Raw genomic sequence first — 21229 nt, forward strand, 5'->3', positions numbered from 1 at the left:
CGTGGCCGTAACCGCCGTGCAGGGGCGCGGCCGCGAACTGGCGGTCGTGACGGCGGTGTCGAGCGCGCTGGTGCTGTCGCAGGCGGTGGTCTTCGCCGCCTTCGGCCTCGCGCTGTTCGCGATGGGCCGGGACCTGGGATGGTCGGCCGGCGATACCGGCATGGCCTATACCCTCGTCATCCTGGGCGCCTGCGCGGGCGCGCCGATGCCGGTCGTGCTGCTGCGCTGGATCGGCGCGGGCCGGACGATCGTCGCGGGTCAGGTGCTGCTCGGCTGCGCGTTCCTCATGCTGTGGACCATGGCGAGCCTGGGGCAGCTCTATCTGGGCGCCCTGATGGCGGGCATCGGCTTTTCGCTGAGCGGCAACACGCCCGGCGTCTACCTCATCTCGGGCTGGGGAGGGTCCCGCGCGCCGAAGCTGATCGGCATCTACATGATGGTCGCGACGCTCGGCAACGCGCTTGGCCCGCCCGGCGCACAGGCGCTGATCGCGGCGGGCGGCTGGCGCGGCTACAGCCTCGTGGTGGTGCTGCTCTGCGCCGCCAATGCACTGTTCTGCGCGCTCTGCCTGCGCGAACCGCCGCTGGTCGCGCCGGTCGCGGGGGAGGAGGGGCACTGGCTGCAGGGGCTGGGCAGGGTGCTGCGCTCGCCGGTCTTCGCGCTGCTTGCGACCGCCGTGGTCGCCAGCCAGATCTGCCTCGTCACCGTCGCCAGCGTCGCGCCCGCGCACCTCGCGGGCGAGGGCCTGACGAGCAGCCTCGCCGCCCGCCTGCTTGGCGTCGAGGGGATTTCCAGCGCGCTGGCGACCGGACTGCTCGGGCACTTCTCCAGCGTGCTGAGCCCGCGCCGGATGTTGCCCATCACGCTGGCGGCCTGCGCCGGGGGCATGCTGATCCTCGGCCTCAGCCGCGACCCGCTGGCGCTGCACGCCTTCGCGCTGCTGATCGGCACGGGGGTCGGAGGCGCGACGCTGACGGTCACGCTGCTGCTGGTGCGCTACTTCGGCCCCGCGGGCGGCTCGGCGAGCCTCGGGGCGATCTGGACGCTGGCGGGCCTCGCGGCGCTGGGGCCGTGGATATCCGGCATGGTCGCCGACGCCACCGGCGGCTACGCGCCTGCGCTGATCGGCTTCGGTATCGCCATGGTGCCGATCGCGCTGGCCAGCCTGGCGCTGCCGCGCGAACCGGCGGAAACGTCGTCCCTCGCTTGATCGGGACAACCGAAAATACCCCCTCCGTTCGACACCAACGGAGGGGGCGGGTCTATCCCGTCAATGCGCGAGCACGCTCAGAACGCGAAGGGCTCCACCACCCGGCGGTCCGCTATGAGAAACGCGTCGGCCACCAGGCGCAGTGGGCGCAGGTCGACGTCGATCGCCCGTTCGGCGACAAGGTGGGCGAAGCGTTCGTAGAGGCGGGCGTATTCCTGGTCCGGCTCGGTGCGCTCGGCCTCGCCCGGCCGCTGGATCACGCTGCCGCCCTGCGTCAGGCGCAGGGTGCCGTGGTCGGTGTCGACCTCGATCGACCAGGTCTGCGGGCCGGTCTGGAGGAAGTCGAACTCGGCGCGGACTTCAGCCCCGCCGCTGCGCATCCGCAGGCTGGCGGCGATCGGCGAGGCGCGGCCCTCGGGCACGTCCATGGTCGCGCTTTCGACGAAGAGTTCGTGCGGCAGGATGCGCGTCGCGATCGAGAGCGCGTTGATGCCGGGATCGAATACGCCGAAGCCGCCGGGGCCGAGGATCCACTCCTGCCCGGGATGCCAGCGGCGGATGTCTTCCTTCCAGTCGATCCGCACTGCCTCGATGCGCTTGTCGGCCAGCCAGGCGCGGGCCGGAGCCACCCCCGCCGCCTCGCGCGAGTGCCAGGTGGCGAACAGGCTGACGTTGGCGGCGCGCGCCGCCTCGACCAGCGCCTCGACGTGCGAGAGCGTGACCGCCGGGGGCTTTTCGAGCATGACGTGGAGGCCCGCCTCGATCGCGGTGAGCGCCTGCTGGTAGCGGCCATCGGGCGGGGTGCAGAGCGAGACCGCGTCGAGCGGGCAGGCGGCGGCCATGGCGGCGATGTCGTTGTAACCGGTGACGCCCTCGACCCGGCCGTGGCGGCTGGCGGTGGCGGCAAGGACGAAGCGTTCGTTGCCGGCGATCGCGGGAAGATGCTGGTCGCGGGCGATCTTGCCGATGCCGACGAGACCCAATCTGACAGGCTCCACGTTGTATCCTCGTTTATAGTATTTATCGGTCTTTATCGGCGGGGGAGCGGGTGATCAATCGCGAAAGCGCAGGATGCACGGCGATGTTCGCCGGGTGACAACTCGGGCCATCTTCCGGCACACATTCGTCCTCTCACCTACACCCGTCATGCCCGCGAAAGCGGGGACCCAGCTGATGCCGCTTCGACAGGTGAGGGCATCAGCTGGGTTCCCGCCTTCGCGGGAATGACGAGGTTTGGTGAGCAAGGGAGGTGACCAAAAAGAAGGCGAGCAAAAGGGAGGTGACCGAAAGGGAGGACTATCGGGGCCGCCATGCCGCAGGGCATGTCCGGCCTTCCTGCCCATGCTCCTAGATCGCGCCTCAGCTTTCCTCGATCAGGCCGAGCACGTCGCCGATGATCGTGCGCATCGCGATGCGCGCGGCGTCGGGGTCGCGTGCGGCGATGGCGTCGCGGACCTTGGCGTGTTCGGCGACGTCGGCGGTGCGCCCCTTGATGCGGTTGGTGAAGCGGATCGAGGTGCGCAGCGCGGTGCTGACGACGTCGCGCAGCTGGATGTAGAACGGGTTCTTCGAGGCGCGCAGGATCGCGACGTGGAAGGCGATGTCGGCCTCCAGCGGATCGTCCAGCCCGCGCTCTGCGGCCTGCATGCGCACGAGGCCGGCGTCGATCCGGGCGAGGTCGTCTTCCCCCGCGACCCGGGCGGCGAGCGCCGCGCCTTCCGGCTCGACCGAGACGCGCAGTTCGTTGAACTGGCGCAGCAGGTCGACCGAAAGCTGGCGCTCCAGCATCCAGCGCAGGACGTCGGTATCGAACAGGTTCCACGACGAGGTGGGCTGCACCGTCGTGCCCTGGCGCGGTCGGGCGCTGAGCAGGCCCTTGGCGGTGAGCATCTTGACCGCCTCGCGCGTGACCGAGCGGCTGACGCCGTGCTGCTTGGCGAGTTCCGCCTCGGTCGGGAAGACATTGTTCTCGAAATGCCCGGTGACGATGGCGCGGCCGATGCTGTCGAGCAGGCCATAGGTCAGGTTGCGGCCGAGCTGTGCCGCGGGCTCATCGACGATGAGATGGGAGGAGCCTGTCACTACGCCGTCCTTGTACCTGTTGTCGTCCGCGTGCCCGCGCGGCTCGATACCGTCGCACCGCTCGCCGTGTGACCTGTGACGCGAGGTAAGGTCCTTTAATATGATAAGTCAATTCATATGATAATCGCGACCGTCCGGGCAGGAGCCATCGTCCCTGCGGACAGGGACGATGGCCGGGTTGGTCACTTGCCGTTCGGGAACGCCTTCACCAGCGCGTCGTACTGCACCTTGCTGATCTCGATCATCGAGCCGTGGCGCAAGCCGTCGGGCATTTCGTAGCGGTTCCACTCGGGAACGCCGGAGTTGCCCGAGACCTGGAACCACGGGCCGGTGAGGCGCGGCGCCTTGGAGAGGCCGTAGCTGGTGCCGGCGTACTGCTCGTAATACATCAGCCAGTCCTCGCCGCCGGGCGCGCGGATCACCGTGGGAGCTTCGCGGAAGTTGGGGCTGATCGAGGGGCCGGGCAGCGGGTAGGGGCCGAGCAGGTCCTTGGCGCAGGACACGCGCACGGTCTTGCCGGTGGTCCAGTTGTAGCTGGGGTAGCGCTCGTCCTTGATGACCGCGCAGTAGCCGCTGCCGTCCGCCTCGGGCTGGATGAAGGTGTCGATCGTCGCCATGTCCCAGTCGAACAGGCGCTTGGGCGCCTTGTCGAAGGTCTTGAGGTCGCTCGACAGGGCATAGAGCGTGCGCTGGCTGGCCCAGTAGCGCTCCGGGTCCTCGGGCACGCCGGGGACGGTGGCGGTGTGCCAGGTCAGCAGGAACTTGCCCGAGGGCTTGTCGAAGAACAGCTTGGGCGCGCCGATCCGCTGCAGCGCGTGCGGCAGGCCGGGGACGTGCAGCACGTCGGGCTTGTAGGTGCCGTAGGGCTTCCAGCTGACGAGGTCGTCCGAGACCCAGAAGCGGATATAGGGATCCTCGTCGCTCCTGTTGCCGACGAGGTAGTAGCGCCCGTCCGCCCCGCGCGCGATCGAGGGATGGCCGTGGTAGTCCTCGGACACCGGCTTGCCGCCGTTGATCTGAGTCCAGTGCAGCCCGTCGCGGCTGACCGTGTAGTAGAGGACGCCGTAGCGCTCCTTGGTCATGTGCGCGAAGAGGTACGCCTTGTCGGGATCGACGTAGGGCGTTTCCGGCGCGCCGGGGACGACTTCCGTCCTTGCGGGTTTCGCCTGAACCGACTGCGCCGTTGCCGCCTGCGCCGTTGCCGCCTGCGCCGTTGCCGCCTGCGGCGTCATGACCGTGATTGCCGCCATGGTCATGCCTGCGGCGATGCGCGAAGTGCCCCGTGCCAAATTCCGTCTCCCAAAGTTTTTGTTCGTAGCCCCAAAAAACAGCCGAGATCGTGCATTGTCAAGATTCATCTTATAAATACGGTTTTAGGCGTTATGGAAGGGTCGGACCGACCCGACGGTTGATTCGAGGTCTCCGGCGCTTGACTGCGGGGGGCCTGGGTCGGCAGTCGGGGCGATCTTAGAGTTACGGCACAGGATAGTGCGGGGAGACGAGATGGGACTGGCAACGATCGACATCGCGGTGGTGGTGATCTACGCGATCGGCATATTCGGGCTCGCCCAGTGGGTGAGCCGGGACAAGCCGGGCGCCGGGCCGAAGGGTTCGGCCGACTACTTCCTCGCCTCGAAGAACCTGCCCTGGTGGGCCATCGGCGCCTCGCTGATCGCCGCGAACATCTCGGCCGAGCAGATCGTCGGCATGTCGGGCTCGGGCTACGCGATCGGCCTCGCCATCGCCTCCTACGAGTGGATGGCGGCCGCCACGCTGCTGATCGTCGGCAAGTTCTTCCTGCCGATCTTCCTTCGCAACGAGATCTACACGATGCCCCAGTTCCTGGAGCGGCGTTACGGCAGCGGTATCCGCACGCTGATGGCGGTGTTCTGGCTGGTGCTCTACGTCTTCGTGAACCTCACCAGCATCATCTGGCTCGGCTCGATCGCGGTGACGCAGGTGGCGGGCGTGAACCAGGACGTGGCGCTGGTGGTGCTCGGCGTCTTCGCGCTGCTCTATCAGCTTCGCGGCGGTCTGAAGGCGGTGGCGCTGACCGACATCGTGCAGGTCACGCTGCTCGTCATGGGCGGGCTCATCATCGCCTTCCTGACGCTGGGCAAGATCGGCGGCGAGGGCGGCGTCGTCGCCGGATTCTCGCGCCTCGTCGAAGTTGCGCCCGATCACTTCCACATGATTCTCGCAAAGGGCGACCCGCACTACATGGACCTGCCGGGCCTGTCGGTGCTGATCGGCGGCATGTGGATCGCGAACCTCAGCTACTGGGGCTTCAACCAGTACATCATCCAGCGCGCGCTGGCCGCCAAGTCGCTCGACGAGGCACAGCGCGGGATGCTGTTCGCGGCCGTCATCAAGCTCATCATGCCGATCATCATCGTCCTGCCGGGCGTCGCCGCCGTCATCCTCGCCCCCGACCTCGCCAAGCCGGACGAGGCTTATCCGACGATGATGCGCCTGCTGCCGCCGGGCCTGCTGGGTCTCGTCTTCGCAGCGCTGGTGGCGGCGATCATCGCTTCCACCGCGTCGAAGATCAATTCGATCGCGACGATCTTCACGCTCGACGTCTGGGCCAAGTTCAAGGGCGTGAAAGTGGGCGAGGATGCCGTCACCGAGGACAGGAAGCTGGTCGGCGTCGGCCGCATCGTCGCTGTCGTCGCCATCGTCATCGCCATCCTGACCGCGCGTCCGCTGGTCGGGTCGAGCGAGCAGGCGTTCCAGTTCATCCAGGAATTCACCGGCTTCTTCACGCCGGGCATCACCGTGATCTTCCTCCTCGGCCTGTTCTGGCGCCGCGCCAACGAGCCCGGCGCGATCAGCGCGGCGGTCGCCTCGGTGCTGCTGTCGTGGGGCTTCAAGGTCTGGGCGCCGGGCGTGCCGTTCATGGACCGCATGGGGATCGTCTTCCTTGCGGCGCTGGCGCTTGCGGTGATCGTCTCGCTGCTGACGCCCGGACGGCCGGACAAGGACACCATCTCGACCGGCGACGTGCGCTACGCCACCTCGACCGGGTTCAATGCAGGAGCGATTGCCGTGGTTCTGGTGCTTTGCGTTCTCTACGCGGTGTTCTGGTGAGCGCGCCCTTCATCGCCGTAGACTGGGGCACCACCAACCGCCGCGCCTACCGGATCGAGGCGGGCGAGGTCGTCGCCACCGAGCGTGACGATAGGGGCATCCTCTCGGTCCCGGCGGGCGGCTTCCCTGCAGAGGTTGCCGCCTTGCGCGCGCGGCTGGGCGGGTTGCCGGTGGTCATGGCCGGAATGGTAGGCTCCAACCGGGGCTGGCATGACGCCGGCTACGTTGCCTGCGCCGCTACCATCGAGGCGGTGGCCGCCGCCATGGCGCATCCGGAGGACGGCGTCGCCATCGTCCCGGGCGTCTGCGTCGACACGCCGACCCGCGCGGACGTCATGCGCGGCGAGGAAGTGCAACTGCTCGGCGCCGTCGCCGCCGGGCTCGCGCCTGCCGACGCGCTGCTGTGCCAGCCGGGCACCCACAACAAGTGGGCGGTCATGAAGGACGGCGCCATCGCCGACTTCACTACCGCGATGACCGGCGAGATGTTCGCGCTCCTCAAGGCCCACGCGCTGATCGGCAGCGAGATGGCCGGCGATGTGGACGCCGACGCCTCGTTCCGCGAGGGGGTGGAGGCCTGCGCCGATGCCGACCTGCTCTCCGCCTTGTTCGGAGTGCGCGCCGCCTCGGTGCTCGGCAAGCGTGCACCGGGCGAGGCGGCTGCCTACGTCAGCGGCCTGCTCATCGGCAGCGACTGCCGCGCCCGGATCACTAAGCCCGGTCAGGTCGTGCACCTGCTCGCTGATGGGCTGCTAACCCGTCTCTATTCCGTCGCTATTGCCATCGCCGGAGGGGAGGCCGCCGTCGTCGACAGCCACGCCTCGTTCGTCGCCGGCATCAACCGCATCAGGAACCTCATGCCATGATCGATCTCAAAACCGCCCTGAACGCTCTCCCGCTGGTCGCCATCCTGCGCGGCATCCGGCCCGACGAGGTCGAGGCTGCTGGCGACGCGCTCGTCGCGGCGGGCTTCACCCTGATCGAGGTGCCGCTGAACTCGCCCGACCCGCTGGTCAGCATCGAGCGCCTCGCCAAGCGCGTGGGCGACCGGGCGATCGTCGGCGCGGGCACCGTGCTGACGGTGGCGCAGGTCGGACAGGTGCAGGACGCGGGCGGCGCGATGATCGTCTCGCCCAACACCGACGTGGCCGTGATCGCTGAGAGCGCGAAGCGCGGCATGGTCTCGTTGCCGGGTTACTTCACGCCGAGCGAAGCTTTCGCCGCGCTGGCGGCGGGCGCCAGCGGCCTCAAGCTGTTCCCGGCCGAGGCGGCTACCCCTTCCGTGGTCAAGGCGCAGCGTGCGGTGCTGCCCAAGGACGTGCCGCTGTTCGCGGTCGGGGGTATTTCGCCCGACAACATGGGGCCATGGCGCGCAGCGGGCGCGAACGGCTTCGGCCTCGGCTCGGCGCTCTACAAGGCGGGCGCCACCACGCAGGAGATCGCCGCCAACGCCTGCGCCTTCGCGGCGGCCTGGGCTGAAATGGAGAAGAACGCATGATCCGCGCCCTCGCACCCCTCGCGCTCGCATCGCTGGCCGTCGGCGGCTGCGCGACGACAGGCACACAAGCGACTACGGCCAGCGCCACGCTGACCAACCCGCTGCTGGCGAGCGGGCCCGATCCGTGGATCGTCCACGAGGGTTCGACCTTCTACTTCATGGGCACCAAGGGCGACCGCCTCGCCATCCGCCAGACCGACGACCTGTCGAAGCTGGCCGATGCGCCCGAGCACGTCATCTGGACCCCGCCCGCGAGCGGCCCGAACGCGATCTCGATCTGGGCACCCGAACTGCACCGCCTGGGCGGCAAGTGGTACGTCTACTACACCGCAGCCGCCGCCGGGCACGACGACGACGCGCATCGCGGCATCTTCGTGCTGGAAAACGCCAATGCCGATCCGCTCAAGGGCGAGTGGATCGACCGGGGCCGCATCGTCACCGGCATGACCGGCATCGACGGCACCGTGTTCGAGACCGGCGGCAAGCGCTACTTCATCTATTCCGCCTACGACGGCCCCGACAGCGTGCTCGCCATCGCGCCGATGACCAACCCGTGGACCCTAGGCCCCGGCGAGACCGTGATCGCACGGCCCGACCAGCCGTTCGAACGGCAGGGCGGCCGCCAGATCCTCGAAGGACCGGAGTTCCTGCCGGGGCCGGAGGGCGACCTGTTCCTGACCTACTCCGCCAGCGCATGCTGGTCGGACGACTATGCGCTGGGCCTGCTCCACGCCAAGCCGGGCAGCGATCTGCTGAAAGCCGAAAGCTGGACCAAGTCGCCGAAACCCGTGCTCGCCAAGGCGCCTGAGAACAACGTCTACGCGACGGGCCACAACGGCTTCTTCACGACGGATGGCGGCCGCCAGACCTGGATCGTCTACCACGCCAACACCGGCGCCGATCAGCAGTGCACGGCCGCCCGCTCGCCGCGCGTGCAGCGAATGGAGTGGACCAGGGACGGGATGCCGGTGTTCCCGGTGCCCTCGCGCGCGGGGGAACCCGTCCCCGCGCCGCAGCCCTGAGCTGAGATGACCTCCCTTCCTCCAGCGAGGAGGGGAGGCAAGCCGCGTCAATTCACGGCGTCAGCAGCGTTAGGTTGACCGCGTCGCCCATGGCGCGCAGGCCGGCGTCGTTGGGGTGGAGGTGGTCGCCGGGGTTGAACTCCGGGCGCAGGTCCGTCGGCACGGCGGGATTGCGCACCGCCGCCTCGAAATCGACCACGCCGTCGAAGATCCTGTCGTTACGGATCGCGGCGTTGACCGCCATGCGCGTCTGGTCCTTCACCGGCGACATGTAGCCCGCGTGCAGCGCCGGGGTCATGGTGCCGCCGATCACCTTGATGCCCAGCGCGTGGGCGCGGGTGACGAACTGGCGGTAGCCGTGGACCAGATCCTCCGGCTTGACCGCGTCGGCGCCCTCGTCGCCGCCGGCACCGATGTCGTTGATGCCTTCGAGGAAGATGACGTGGGTGACGTTGGGCACGCTGGCCACGTCGCGCCAGAAGCGGTCGAGCGCGGAGACGCCCCGGCCTTGGCGCAGGACGCGGTTGCCGCTGATGCCCATGTTGACCACGCCGCAGCGGCGGCTCGGCGAGAGCGCGGCCATGCGCTCGGCCAATCGTCCCGGCCAGCCGCGCGTCTGGGGCGAGAAGCTGTCGAACCCGTCGGTGATCGAGTCTCCGAAGGCGACCACGGTGCAGGGCGCCTGCGCGGTGCGCACCGAGACGAGCGAGAGGTACGAGCGCGCCTGGATCGGCGCGAAGACGGGCGTTCCGGTGGAGATCGTCGCGAACGCCATCTCAAGCCCGAGGTTGGTGCGCCCCGGCCGCGTCGGCGTGGAAAAGGTGACGCTGACGATCACATCCTGCCCGTTGTGAAAAGGGGCGATGATCGGGTCGCTGACGACGGTATGGCCCTTGGGCAGCGCGGCGGCGGGCTGGCCGGAAAAGCGGATCGGATGGACCGGGTTGGCCCCGATTTCGGTGCCGACAGGGCCTGAGGGGCTGGCGATGCTCACCGCCGCGATGGCCAGCGGGCGGTCGCCCTCGGCATTGCTGAAGGTGAGCTGCATGGCGTCACCGGCCTGCGTGAGGCGGACTCGGTAGCGGTAGGTGCCGGCGGGCTGTACCGGTTCGCCGGCGCCGCTGTCGGCGGGGGCATAACCCCATGCCCCGGCCCAGGTCGGTGCGGCTTGGGCCGGAGTGGTCAGGAGTGCGGCTCCGCAAAGGGCGGCAAGGTACGTCAGGTTGCGCATCATGCCGCCCTCATGTCGAAGTAGTCGGGTCGTTGTCCAGCCTTACTTCCTGGCCGCCGGGACCACGCCCTTCGGCGCCTTGGCGAGGCTGCGGATCAGGTCCACTTCGGCCTGGCGGTAGGGGGTGCCGTCGGTGTGGAAGACCTCGTGGAACCAGATCGTCGGCTCTTCCATGGTGTAGGGCTTCTTCCACGAGTCCCAGGGCAGGCGGGTCTGCGTCTTGCCGTCGACGAAGCCCCAGTTCATCATCGCCACGTTCTCGCGCTTGCCGATCGGCAGCGAGCCGTCGAAGGTCGAGCCGTTGCCGCGCGCCATGTACTCGGTGCAGAGGATCGGGCGGCCATAGCCCTTGAGCTGGTTGACGCGGTCCTGGAACTTCTCGGGCCAGTTGTAGTCGTGGAACGAGATCACGTCGGACTGGGTGAGCTGCAGCTGTTCCATCGGGGTCAGCGCGCCCGGCGTCTTCCAGTCGTCATGCTGCCACACGCCCGACGTCAGCGGCTGCGAAGGCTCAGCCTCGCGCGCCCAGCCGTAGACCTTGGTCAGCAGGGCGAGCACCAGCGGCTGCTTGCCTTCCTGGTCCTTGTACTGGTCGGCGCCGTTGTCGGGCTCGTTCCAGAGATCCCAGCCGAGTACGCGGTCGTCCTTGGCGAAGGCGCCGATCACGCCCTCGACGTAGGACTTGAAGCGGCCTTCCTGCGAGGGATCGCGCAGCGCGGGCAGGCCGGGGCTCTGCACCCAGCCGGAGTTGTGGACGCCGGGGATCGGCGGATGCTGGGGGCCGAGCAAGGGCTTCGGGTCCCAGCAGCTGTCGAACAGCACGAACAGCGGCTTGATCTTGTGCTTCGCGGCGATCGCCAGGAACTCGTCGATGCGCTTCTTGAAGCCCTCGGGGTCCTGCTGCCAGAGCTGGTCGTGCAGGAACACGCGCATCGTGTTCATGCCGATGCCCTCTGCCAGGCCGAGTTCGTAGTCGATGCGCTGCGGGTCCCAGGTGGCTTCCTGCCACATCTCGAGCTGGTTGATCGAGGTGGCGGGCGCGAAGTTCGAGCCGACCAGCCAGGGTTGCTTGGCGTACCAGGTCTTCGCCTGCGCGGGCGTCCACTGTGGGCGGGCCTCGGCGGGCATCGCCAGCAGTGCGGCGGCGGAAGCGAGCAGGCAGGTTGCGAGTGCTTTCACGGGGGGATCCTCTGTTATTGCGTGACGAAGAACTTGTAGGTCATGACGTTCCGGTAGGTCTTGCCCGGAGCGAGGCGGACCGAGGGGAACTGCGGCTGGTTGGGGCTGTCGGGGAACAGCTGCGGTTCGAACACCAGCACGTCGCCCTCGCGGTAGATCTGGCCGGACTTGCCGGTGATGGTGCCGTCCATGAAGTTGCCCGAGTAGAACTGCAGGCCCGGCTGGTTCGACCACAGCTCGAACCCGCGCCCCGAGGTGGGCTCGACCACGCGCGCCATCAGGTGCTCGTCCTTGGTCACGCCGTCGCCCACGACCCAGTTGTGGTCGTAGCCGCGCCCGTAGACGATCTGCGGGTCGCGGGCGTCGCGGACGCGCGCGCCGACCGGGGTGGGCTTGCGGAAGTCGAAGGCCGTGCCCTCGACGCTACGGTGGTCGCCCAGGGGAATCGAGGTTTCGTCGGTCGGGGTGAAGCGGTCGGCGGGGATGGTCAGCAGGTGGTCCATCGCCGTGCGGCCCGGCCCCGCGAGGTTCCAGTAGGCGTGGTTCGAGATGTTCACCACGGTCGGCTTGTCGGTGGTGGCCGAGTAAGTGATCGTCAGCTGGTTCTGCTCGTCGAGGGCATAGGTCGCGTCGGTGGTGAGCGTGCCGGGATAGCCCATGTCGCCGTCGGGGCTGACGTAGCGCATGGTGACGCTGGCTTTGGCGCCGTTCTTCACCTCGCGCACGGTCCAGACGACCTTGTCGAAGCCCTTGGTGCCGCCGTGGAGCGAGTTGACGCCGTTGTTGACCGGCACCGTGTAGTCCTTGCCGTCGAGCGTGAACTTGCCTTTGGCGATGCGGTTGGCGACGCGGCCCACGGTGGCGCCGAAGAACTCGGGCGCCTTGTTATAGCCTTCGAGACTGTCGTAGCCGACCGCGACGTCTACGGTGTTGCCGCTGCGATCGGGCACGAGCACCGACTGGATCGAGGCGCCCAGCGTCATCACGCGCACCGACATGCCCTTGCCGTTGGTGAGCGTCACCGCTTCGACGGCCGTGCCGTCAGGCATTTGCCCGAAGTTTCCGCGCTTGGCCTCTGCGGCGAGGGCGGGGGCGCTGGCCGTGGCCAGCAGGGCTGCGGTGATGATGACCCTGAGCATTTTTCTCTCCTCTTTGTCCCGTCGGTGCCGCAGGGGCACCATTATCCTATCGCTTCCGACACCTCGTCATTGCGAGGGTGGGGTGGTGACGATGTCAGCCCTCGTACAGGAACGCCGGCAGGCCGATGCAACCCGGGTCCAGTTCGAACAGCGCGCCGCCGTGTTCCTCGTCCACGCCGTTGGCGGCGCTGGTGACGTAGAGGCGGTCCAGCCCCTCGCCGCCGAAGCTGACGTTGGTGATCTGGCTGGCAGGCAGTTCGATGCGGCGGACCAAGGTGCCGCCCGGCGCGAAGCGGCGGACGGCGCCGTCGCCCCAGCAGGCGACCCACAGGTGGCCCTCGGCGTCGAAGGTCATGCCATCGGGGGAACCCCAGTCTTCGGCGAACGTGATGAACGGCTCGCGCTCGCCCAGCACGCCGCCTTCCAGCGGGTAGCGGAAGATCACGCCCAGCGCGCTGTCGGTATGGAGCAAGAAGCGGCCCTGCGGGTCGATCGCGGGACCGTTGGGGATGGTGTAGGCGTCGGGCGCGGCGCGGGTGATCGCGCCGTTGCCGAAGCGGTAGAAGTTGCCGACCGGCGCGTCGCAGGAGTAGCACATGGTGCCCAGCCAGAGCCGGCCGAGCGGGTCGGCGGCGGCATCGTTGACGCGGTTGGTCTCCGGCTCGCCGGGAAGTTCCGCCAGGGTCTCGACCGCGAAGGGATCGAGCGAGACGCCGGCGATGGCGGTACCGATGCCAGCGACGAAGCCGCCCTCGGCCCGGCCGATGATCCAGCCGGTGGCGCCGCCGGTCTCCCAGCTCTCGACCTTGCCGGTGGCAGGCGTCAGCCGGTTGATGCGCTGGCCGAGGATGTCGGTCCACAACAGGGCGCCCTCGCGGACGGACCAGAACAGGCCCTCGCCGAGCGTGTCGACGCGGTCGCGGGCAATTACTCGAATTTCGGTCATTAATGGCTGTCCCTGGGCAGGCCCTTGGTCTGGGCGATCCGCTGGTACTTAACCGCGGATTCCAGCACGGCGCCAGTCGCGAACTGGCCGACGAGATCGCGCTGGATCTCCTGCCAGGGCGTCTGCGATTCGGGCGTGATATGCGCCTCGATCGCGGCGAGGTCCGCGCGGCGGCGGTCCAGCTCGGCCTCGTCCACCAGCATGTTGGCGCTGCGTTGCTTGAGGTCGATGCGCACGCGGTCGCCGGTCCGCAGCAGCGCGAGGCCACCGCCGACCGCCGCTTCGGGCGAGGCGTTGAGGATCGAGGGGCTGCCCGAGGTGCCCGACTGGCGACCGTCGCCGATGCAGGGCAGGGCGTGGACGCCGGCGCGGATGAGCGCGGCGGGCGGGCGCATGTTCACCACTTCGGCGCCGCCCGGATAGCCGACCGGCCCGGCGCCCCTGACCACCAAGATCGCGTTCTCGTCGATGCCGAGTGCGGGGTCGTCGATGCGGTGGTGGTAGTCCTCGGGCCCGTCGAACACGACCACGCGGCCCTCGAAGGCGTCGGGGTTGGCGGGGTCGGAGAGGTAGCGGCCGCGGAACTCCTCGGAGATCACCGAGAGCTTCATCACCGCCCCCTCGAACAGGTTGCCGCTGAGCACGGTCAGGCCGGCCGCTTCCTTCAGCGGACGGTCGATCGGGCGGATCACCTTGTCGTCGTGGATACGCACGCCGACGAGGTTCTCGGCGACGGTGCGGCCATTGGCGGTGAGCACATCGCCGTCGATGAGCCCGGCCTTGGTCAGTTCGCCCATCACGGCGGGGACGCCGCCGGCGCGGTAGTAGTCCTCGCCGAGGTATTTGCCGGCGGGCTGGAGGTTGACCAGCAGCGGCACGTCGGCGCCGTGGCTTTCCCAGTCCTCCAGCGTCAGTTCCACGCCGATGTGGCGGGCGATGGCGTTGAGGTGGATCGGCGCGTTGGTCGAGCCGCCGATCGCCGAGTTCACGCGGATCGCGTTGAGGAATGCCTCGCGCGTCAGAATGTCGGAGGGCTTGCGATCGGCCTGGACCATCTCGACGATCCGGCGGCCGGTCTCCCACGCGCATTCCTGCCGGTCACGGTAGGGCGCGGGGATCGCGGCGGAGCCGGGCAGCGACATGCCGAGCGCCTCGCAAAGCGAGTTCATCGTCGTCGCCGTGCCCATGGTGTTGCAGTAGCCGGTCGAGGGCGAGCCCGAGGCGACCAGCTTGAGGAAGCCGGGATAGTCCAGCTCGCCCTTGGCCAGCATCTGCCGCGCCTTCCACACGATGGTGCCTGCGCCGGTGCGCTCGCCCTCGTGCCAGCCGTTGAGCATCGGGCCGACCGACAGGGCGATCGCCGGAATGTTGACGGTGGCCGCGGCCATCAGCGCCGAGGGAGTGGTCTTGTCGCAGCCGATCGTGAGCACCACGCCGTCGAGCGGGTAGCCGTAGAGCACTTCGACGAGGCTGATATAGGCGAGGTTGCGGTCGAGCCCGGCCGTCGGGCGCTTGCCGGTTTCCTGAAGCGGATGGGTGGGAAACTCGATCGGGATGCCGCCCGCGTCGCGGATGCCTTCCTTGACGCGCTCTGCCAGCACGATGTGGTGGCGGTTGCAGGGCACGAGGTCGCTGCCCGACTGGGCAATGCCGATGATCGGCCGGTCGGACTGCATCTCCTCGATCGACAGCCCATAGTTCAGGTAGCGCTCGAGATAGAGCGCGGTCATGTCCGGGTTGTCGCGATTGTCGAACCAAGAGCGCGAACGCAGGGTCGGGCGGGTCGCGGAGCCAGTGCTGGCGATGTCGTCGGCGGAAGAAATGTCGGCCTCCCTCAAGTTGCTCGTTTCCATCAGGACCGCAACGTGCAGCGGCCCTCGCGGGAGCGTTGATGGAGCGGCTACCACTGCGTTTTTTTCGTGGCAACCTATTTATACGACAAATACGTCTTGTCGGACCAGAAACAGAAATGTATGAGCGCCGGGAAGGCCCGATCAAGGGGCCGATTGTTCTTGGAGGGAGGCCCTAAAATGAATCGCATCGCACATTCGCTCGTCCTGACGTCGTCGGCCCTGGCCATGATGGCCTGGGCGCCGCTGGTTCATGCGCAGGAAGCGCAGGACGCCGCCGCACCGACCGTCGCGGACGAAGTCGGCAACGAGATCGTCGTCACCGGCCAGCGCGCCAGCCTCGAGGCCGCGCGCAACGTCAAGAAGAACTCGGACCTCGTCGTCGATTCGATCGTCGCGGAAGACATCGGCAAGCTGCCCGACACCTCGGTTGCCTCCGCGCTGCAGCGCGTTGCCGGCGTCCAGGTCGTCAACGGCTTCAACAACGAAATCCAGAGCCCGATCGTGCGCGGCCTGGGCGACATCCTGACCACGCTCGACGGACGCGAGATCTTCACCGGCGTCGGTCGCGGCTTTTCGTTCCAGGATCTTCCGGCCGAAGCGATCGGCGGCATCGACGTCTACAAGTCGAACTCGGCGAACCTCATCGAGGGCGGCGTTGCGGGCGTCATCGACATGAAGCTGCAGAAGCCCTTCAACTTCGATAAGGGCCTGACCATCGCCGCCAACGGCCGCGTCTACAACGGCCGCGTCTCGGACAAGACCAGCTACACCGCCGGCCTGCTCGTCGCCAACACCTGGGACGTGGGCGAGGGCCGCCTGGGCGCGCTGATCGACGTGTCCTACGCGCGCAACAACTTCAGCCGCCCGGTCTCGTTCAACTGCGATCCGCGCTCGTCCAACCATGGTCCGGCCGGCGCGCCGAACCTGGTCCTGCCGACCTGCGTGGGCGGCACCACCGACACCGGCCACAACACCCGCCCGCAGGTCAACGCCGCGCTGCAGTGGGAAGTGACCCCGGAACTCGAGCTGTACCTCGACGGCGTCTACACCGGCTACCGCTCCAAGTTCGCGACCAATTTCATCTTCGCGGACCTGTTTGCGGGGAGCAGCATCAGCAACGGGGTTGCCGGTGACGACTGCTTCTCGTCCCCGGTCAACGGTGCCGGCTTCCTTGGCGGCGGCAACGATCCGGTCGAGAACCTGTGCATAGCCAAGTCGGCCACCTTCAACGGCGTCGATTCGCTGACCAGCACCCAGGCCAAGAAGCAGAGCACCGACCAGTACGTGCTGGGCGGCGGCGCGAAGTGGAACACCGACACCGTCCACGTCGTCTTCGACGCGAGCTACATCCAGTCAAAGAATGCGAACCGCACGATCATCGTCGACGTCGCCAAGCACAACACCGCGGTCGACGTGATCGTGGACGACGACGGCCATGGCAGCTCGCAGATGCAGGGCAATCCGCTCAGCACCCCCGACGGCTTCGTCTTCGCGAACACGCTGTACCAGGACCTCAACAAGTCCAACAGCCGCCAGTACGCGTTCAAGCTCGAAACCGCCTACGACATCGACAGCGACTTCCTGCGCCAGATGCAGTTCGGCGCGCGCTACAGCGACCGCAAGGGCTCTTTCCGCGCCGTCGCGGGCGGCCCCGCCTTCCCGGGGCCGAACCGTGGCACGCTGGTGTCGTCGGTCGGCCTGCCCTCGGATTTCATGGTCCGTTCGCCCGACTCGATCCCCTCGATCAACGGCGGCGAGCACTGGTACACGCCCAACGCGGACTACCTGCTCAACAACACCGATGATCTGCGCGCGCTCTACGGCGCCCCGGCCGGCGACCCCGACTGGGATCCGACGCGCAACTACGACGCCGCCGAGAAGACCTTCGCAGCCTACATGCAGGGCAAGTACCAGCTCGACCTCGGCGACGTGTCGCTGCTCGACGGTCTCGTCGGCGTGCGCGTGGTCAGCACCAACCGCACGATCGACGGTACTTCGCGCGTGATCGGCGGCGCGGCCGGTGGCGGCGACCTGTTCGTGCCGATCAACCGCGACACCACCGACGTCTACGTCCTGCCCAACGCCAGCATCCGCTTCAAGGCGAACGACCAGCTGCAGTTCCGCGCGACGTACGCCAAGACCATGTCGCGCCCGACCTTCGGCGACCTCAACCCCGGCCTGTCGCTGGCGGCGCCCGGCGGCAACCCGAACGTCATCCTGGCGGGCTCGGGCGGCAACCCGGACCTCAAGGCCCAGCAGTCGGACAACTTCGACGTGACCGCCGAATACTACTTCGGCCGTTCGAGCTACGTCTCGGTGGCGGGGTACTTGCGCAAGCTCAAGGACCGCGTGGCGCCGGACACCACCATCCAGGTGATCGACGGCCAGACCTACCAGATCACCCAGCCGCGCAACCTTGGCTCCTCGGAACTGAAGGGCGTCGAGGTCGCCGGCCAGGCCTTCCTCGACTTCCTGCCCGAGGGCTTAGACGGCTTCGGCCTGATGGGCACCTTCACCTTCGCGGACAGCAAGGTGACCACCAAGGGCGACCTGCTCGAAGGCCAGCAGCTGCTCGGCGTTTCCAAGTACAGCTACACCGCGGGCGCGCTTTACGAGAAGTACGGCATCACCGCGCGCGTGGTCTACACCTGGCGCTCGGGCTACAACGAGACGGCGTTCGGTGCGGGCACGCTCACCGGTTCGACGGACTCGGTGCAGTTCAACAAAGTCAAATCCAACGGCCGCCTGGATTTCTCGGTCGGCTACGACGTAACCCCGAACATCACGGTCACGGTCGATGGCGTGAACGTGAACGGCGGCAAGTACTACAGCTACTTCGACACCCCCGCCTTCCCGCACGACATCCGCCTGGACGACAAGTTCTACGGTGCCAGCATTCGCGTGAAGTACTGATACGAGAATCCGGGGCGGGGCCGAGCGCAAGCGGCCCATCCTCCAAGCGCTCCCGGTGTGGGCGGGACGGCAGCGATGCCGTCCCGCCTTTTTCGTTGGCGGGGGTATCCGGTAGCCGAACTCGGCAATCTCGCTAACCGTTGTCCCGGCGACGGCCGCGACCACGCTTCCTTGCGCCATCGCCGGAGGCGACGAGTTTCGCGGTATCGGGTCTGGAGCCAGGCGCCAGGCGCCGTTGAGGGGCGGGGCGCGAGAGTCCTTTACGATAGCAAACGCGGCACCGACATCGTGCGGATGCTGAAACGGGCCTCGGGGTGTTCCTTGCCCTCGCGGTGTTCGGCGCGGTGCTGGACGACGCCGTTCTTGCCGAACCCGGGCACGACCGGGCGGTTGGTCTTGCTCGACAGCCACAGGCGCAGCAGGTGGCGCTTGCGCTGGGGTTCGGGGAAGTCCTGGAATTCGGTACGCGAATGGAGCGCGGCGTAGTTCGACAGCCACTGGATGTCGCCGGGGCGGAAGTCCATGGCGATGGCCATGCCGGGCTCGTAAGTGATCTCGTCGAAGAGGCGCAGCACTTCGAGCTGGTCCTCGGTCAGCTTGGGCACGCCGGGGTAGTTCTGCGCGGTGACGATATAGAGCGAGCCCGCGTACATGGAGAACACGCCTTCCTCCACGCTCACCACCGGCGAAGTATAGGTGTCCGAAGGCGCTTCCTGGTCCTGGCGGCGCCAGTCCCAGTGGAACGGCTCTAGCAGCAGGTGGGCGAGGTCGGGGCGGCGGCGCAGGATCTCGTTGTAGATCTCCGCGCCCGAGACGAGGCACGACAGCCCGCCCTCCTTGGCGCCGCGCAGGCACATCAGCGAGACGATGTCCGAGCTGTCCGAATGGTATACCAGCTTGTCGCGCACCTTCGAGGACTTGGCGGTGGGATCGTCCATCGTCTTGTCCGAGGTGGCGTAGACGTGGTCGAGCAGGTCGCCCATCTCGTTCTGGCGGATGGCGTCGCCCATGTGCAGGCCCAGCACATAATAGATCGCCGAGGACAGCGCGTCCGAATACCGGTCCGAGCGAAGTCCGCGCACCAGGATGAAGCCGCGTCCGAAATCGACGTCGTCGCGCCACGACTGCACCGCCTCCGCGCAGGCGCCGAGCGGATATTCCTCTGCCTGAACGAAGCGCAGGTCGGGGTCGGCATCGAGGAAGCGCTTGCCGAGCGCTTCGAGCTCGGCGACCTGTTCCTCGCTGAGTTCGTAGACCCAGTCCTGCCCTTCCATCAGCTTGTCGCCGCGCCAGGCGGCGGCGGTCAGGACGGGGGAGGGAATCTGGGCGACGGTCATGGGGGTCTCCTTGGGACGTGACCTTACTCTAGCCGGGGCCGGTTCGTCCCGTCTTGATGCTGGACGCACGGGAATGTGCGAAGCGAAAAAATCGGGGGTCGCCCGCAGGGCCGTCCGAAGGAAGTGCGGGGAGCGGGTAGTGCGTGAAGTCCATGCATGAGCGAGGCCGCGGCGGTTTTCGACGAGGGATGGACCTGCGTGAATGTCGCATGGTTCGCGTTTTCAGGAAAATCCCGTGCCCGCCTACCGCGCTGCGCTGGCAAGCGGCGGCGATTGCTCCTGCCAGCTTCCTCCCAGCGCCCGGAACAGGTCGACCTGCGCAAAGGCGACGTCGCGGGTCGCCGCGGCGGAGTCCGCTTCCGACTGGGCGAGCGTGCGCTGGGCGTCGAGCACGTCGAGCGAGTCGATCTCGCCCCTGCTCTGGCGGGCCATGCTGACGTTGGCGGCGCGGTTCGCCGCGTCGCGCGAAGCGGCGAGGCGTTCCTTGCGCAGCAGCGCGTTGCGGTAGGCGGAGAGAGCGGTCTCGGTTTCGCCGAGCGCCCGCAGGACGGTGCCGTCGAAGCTCGCGAGGTCGGCCTTGGCGTCGGCGCGGGCGCCGCCGATGCGGGCGCGGATCGCCTCCTGGTTGGGGAAGGCCCAGGAGATCATTGGGCCCAAGAGCCAGCGCAGCGGACCGCCGCCGAAGATGTCGGTCGCACCCAGCGCCGTGGTGCCGATCGAACCACTGAGCGTGATCTTGGGATAGAGGTCCGCCGTTGCCACGCCGATCCTGGCGGTGTCGGCGGCGAGGCGGCGCTCGGCGGCCTTCACGTCGGGGCGGCGGGCGAGCAGGGTGCGGCCGTCACCCACCGGGATGGGCTGGCTGATCGTCGGCGTGGTGGTGCGGGCGAGCACGGCGTCGGGAAGGTCCTGCGGGGTGCGTCCGGTGAGCACGGCAATGCGGAACAGCGCGGCTTCGCGCCGGGCTTCGAGCGTGGGGATCGCCGCCGCCTGCTCCTCGCGAAGCTGGGTGACGCGGATGACGTCGAGCTTCTGGTTGAGTCCGCGCTCAAAGCGGGCGTTGGTGATCCGCTCCGACCGGGCGATGAGGTCCACCGTGCGTTCGGCGACGTCGATCTGTTCCTCGGCGCTGAGCGCGTCGACATAGGCGCGCACGGTGTCGGCGACCACGGTCACGCGGACCGCATCGGCATCCTCGCGCGCGGCGTCGAGATCGGCGCGCGAGGCTTCGAGGCCCCGGCTGACCCGGCCGAACAGGTCGAGTTCGTAGCCGATGGCGAGTTCGCCGTCGACGCGGCGGCCCTCGCGGTCGACGTTGGGCAGCGCCTGGCTTTCGGAGACGCGGCCGTAAGTGGCCAAGCCGTTGATGTCGGTCTGCGGCAGGGCCTGCGAGCGAGAGCCGCGCAGCGAGGCGCGTGCCCGCTCGATCCGCGCCAGCGCGACGCGAAGGTCGGTGTTGGCGGCGAGCGCATCGGTGACGAGGCTGTCGAGCACGGGATCGTCGTAGAGGTGCCACCACTGGGCCTCGGGGGCGCCGGTCGTGACCTCGGCGGTCTGGACGCCCACGAAGGGTGCCTCGGCCGAGGGCGGCGGGGTCGGCGCGACGTGGTCGGGGCCGACCGCGCAGGCGGAAAGGGCGGTGGCGGCGAGCAGCGCCGCGATTGCATTCTTCTTCATCGAACCATGTCCTGTCATTCGCCGCGATCGGCGGCGGCGTGGACTTGAGGGG

Annotated in this window: 16 protein-coding genes; 6 read left to right on the forward strand and 10 right to left on the reverse strand. The window is 68.2% G+C overall.

Going from position 1 to position 21229, the window contains the following annotated elements; all coding sequences use genetic code 11:
* The first annotated feature begins 1 nt into the window (after position 1).
* Positions 2-1210, forward strand: a complete 1209-nt coding sequence (locus tag AC07M9_RS15855) for an MFS transporter (RefSeq protein ID WP_494884945.1) — start codon at positions 2-4, stop codon at positions 1208-1210.
* A 77-nt stretch (positions 1211-1287) separates the two neighbouring features.
* Here the strand turns inward: AC07M9_RS15855 and AC07M9_RS15860 are convergent, their stop codons facing one another.
* The 3 genes from AC07M9_RS15860 to AC07M9_RS15870 form a co-directional block, all read right to left on the reverse strand.
* Positions 1288-2208 carry a Gfo/Idh/MocA family protein gene (locus tag AC07M9_RS15860; protein WP_494884946.1) on the reverse strand — a complete coding sequence of 307 codons (921 nt, stop codon included), beginning with the start codon at positions 2206-2208 and terminating at the stop codon, positions 1288-1290.
* 361 nt (positions 2209-2569) lie between these two features.
* Entirely contained in the window at positions 2570-3292 is a 723-nt protein-coding gene (locus AC07M9_RS15865; protein WP_494884948.1) for a FadR/GntR family transcriptional regulator, read from the reverse strand.
* A gap of 182 nt (positions 3293-3474) precedes the next feature.
* Positions 3475-4581 carry a family 43 glycosylhydrolase gene (locus AC07M9_RS15870; protein WP_494884949.1) on the reverse strand — a complete coding sequence of 369 codons (1107 nt, stop codon included), beginning with the start codon at positions 4579-4581 and terminating at the stop codon, positions 3475-3477.
* 214 nt (positions 4582-4795) lie between these two features.
* Between AC07M9_RS15870 and AC07M9_RS15875 the strand changes: the two genes are divergently transcribed.
* From AC07M9_RS15875 to AC07M9_RS15890, 4 genes are read left to right on the forward strand one after another with little or no spacing between them, the layout of a single operon-like run.
* The gene (locus AC07M9_RS15875; RefSeq protein WP_494884950.1) at positions 4796-6382 is read left to right on the forward strand and encodes a sodium/sugar symporter; all 1587 of its coding nucleotides are present in this window, start codon (positions 4796-4798) and stop codon (positions 6380-6382) included.
* A complete protein-coding gene (locus AC07M9_RS15880; RefSeq protein WP_494884952.1) occupies positions 6379-7248 on the forward strand; it encodes a 2-dehydro-3-deoxygalactonokinase in 870 nt (289 codons plus the stop codon). Before AC07M9_RS15875 ends, AC07M9_RS15880 begins: the two co-directional genes overlap by 4 nt.
* Entirely contained in the window at positions 7245-7880 is a 636-nt protein-coding gene (locus AC07M9_RS15885; protein WP_494884953.1) for a 2-dehydro-3-deoxy-6-phosphogalactonate aldolase, read from the forward strand. Before AC07M9_RS15880 ends, AC07M9_RS15885 begins: the two co-directional genes overlap by 4 nt.
* Complete coding sequence (locus AC07M9_RS15890; RefSeq protein WP_494884954.1) at positions 7877-8902, forward strand: glycoside hydrolase family 43 protein; 1026 nt, start codon at positions 7877-7879, stop codon at positions 8900-8902. The genes AC07M9_RS15885 and AC07M9_RS15890 overlap by 4 nt, the downstream gene beginning before the upstream one ends.
* Positions 8903-8954: 52 nt before the next feature.
* On the opposite strand, the gene AC07M9_RS15895 is transcribed toward AC07M9_RS15890, so the two are convergent.
* From AC07M9_RS15895 to AC07M9_RS15915, 5 genes are all read right to left on the reverse strand, one after another.
* Positions 8955-10136, reverse strand: coding sequence for an SGNH/GDSL hydrolase family protein (locus AC07M9_RS15895; RefSeq protein ID WP_494884955.1), 1182 nt, complete (start codon positions 10134-10136; stop codon positions 8955-8957).
* A 39-nt stretch (positions 10137-10175) separates the two neighbouring features.
* The gene (locus AC07M9_RS15900) at positions 10176-11312 is read right to left on the reverse strand and encodes a glycoside hydrolase 5 family protein (RefSeq protein WP_494884957.1); all 1137 of its coding nucleotides are present in this window, start codon (positions 11310-11312) and stop codon (positions 10176-10178) included.
* A gap of 14 nt (positions 11313-11326) precedes the next feature.
* A complete protein-coding gene (locus tag AC07M9_RS15905) occupies positions 11327-12451 on the reverse strand; it encodes an aldose epimerase family protein (protein ID WP_494884959.1) in 1125 nt (374 codons plus the stop codon).
* 94 nt (positions 12452-12545) lie between these two features.
* On the reverse strand, positions 12546-13397 hold the full coding sequence (locus AC07M9_RS15910) for an SMP-30/gluconolactonase/LRE family protein (protein ID WP_494884961.1): 852 nt from the start codon (positions 13395-13397) through the stop codon (positions 12546-12548).
* On the reverse strand, positions 13397-15127 hold the full coding sequence (locus tag AC07M9_RS15915) for an IlvD/Edd family dehydratase (RefSeq protein WP_494885056.1): 1731 nt from the start codon (positions 15125-15127) through the stop codon (positions 13397-13399). Before AC07M9_RS15915 ends, AC07M9_RS15910 begins: the two co-directional genes overlap by 1 nt.
* Positions 15128-15427: 300 nt before the next feature.
* Between AC07M9_RS15915 and AC07M9_RS15920 the strand changes: the two genes are divergently transcribed.
* A complete protein-coding gene (locus AC07M9_RS15920; protein WP_494884963.1) occupies positions 15428-18163 on the forward strand; it encodes a TonB-dependent receptor in 2736 nt (911 codons plus the stop codon).
* A gap of 260 nt (positions 18164-18423) precedes the next feature.
* Here the strand turns inward: AC07M9_RS15920 and AC07M9_RS15925 are convergent, their stop codons facing one another.
* Together AC07M9_RS15925 and AC07M9_RS15930 are read right to left on the reverse strand one after the other, a co-directional pair.
* Positions 18424-19500, reverse strand: coding sequence for a TauD/TfdA family dioxygenase (locus AC07M9_RS15925; RefSeq protein ID WP_494884965.1), 1077 nt, complete (start codon positions 19498-19500; stop codon positions 18424-18426).
* Positions 19501-19743: 243 nt separating this feature from the next.
* On the reverse strand, positions 19744-21177 hold the full coding sequence (locus AC07M9_RS15930) for a TolC family protein (protein ID WP_494884967.1): 1434 nt from the start codon (positions 21175-21177) through the stop codon (positions 19744-19746).
* Positions 21178-21229: the final 52 nt, after the last annotated feature.

It is taken from the genome of Novosphingobium sp. GW821-FHT09E05, from assembly GCF_059416165.1.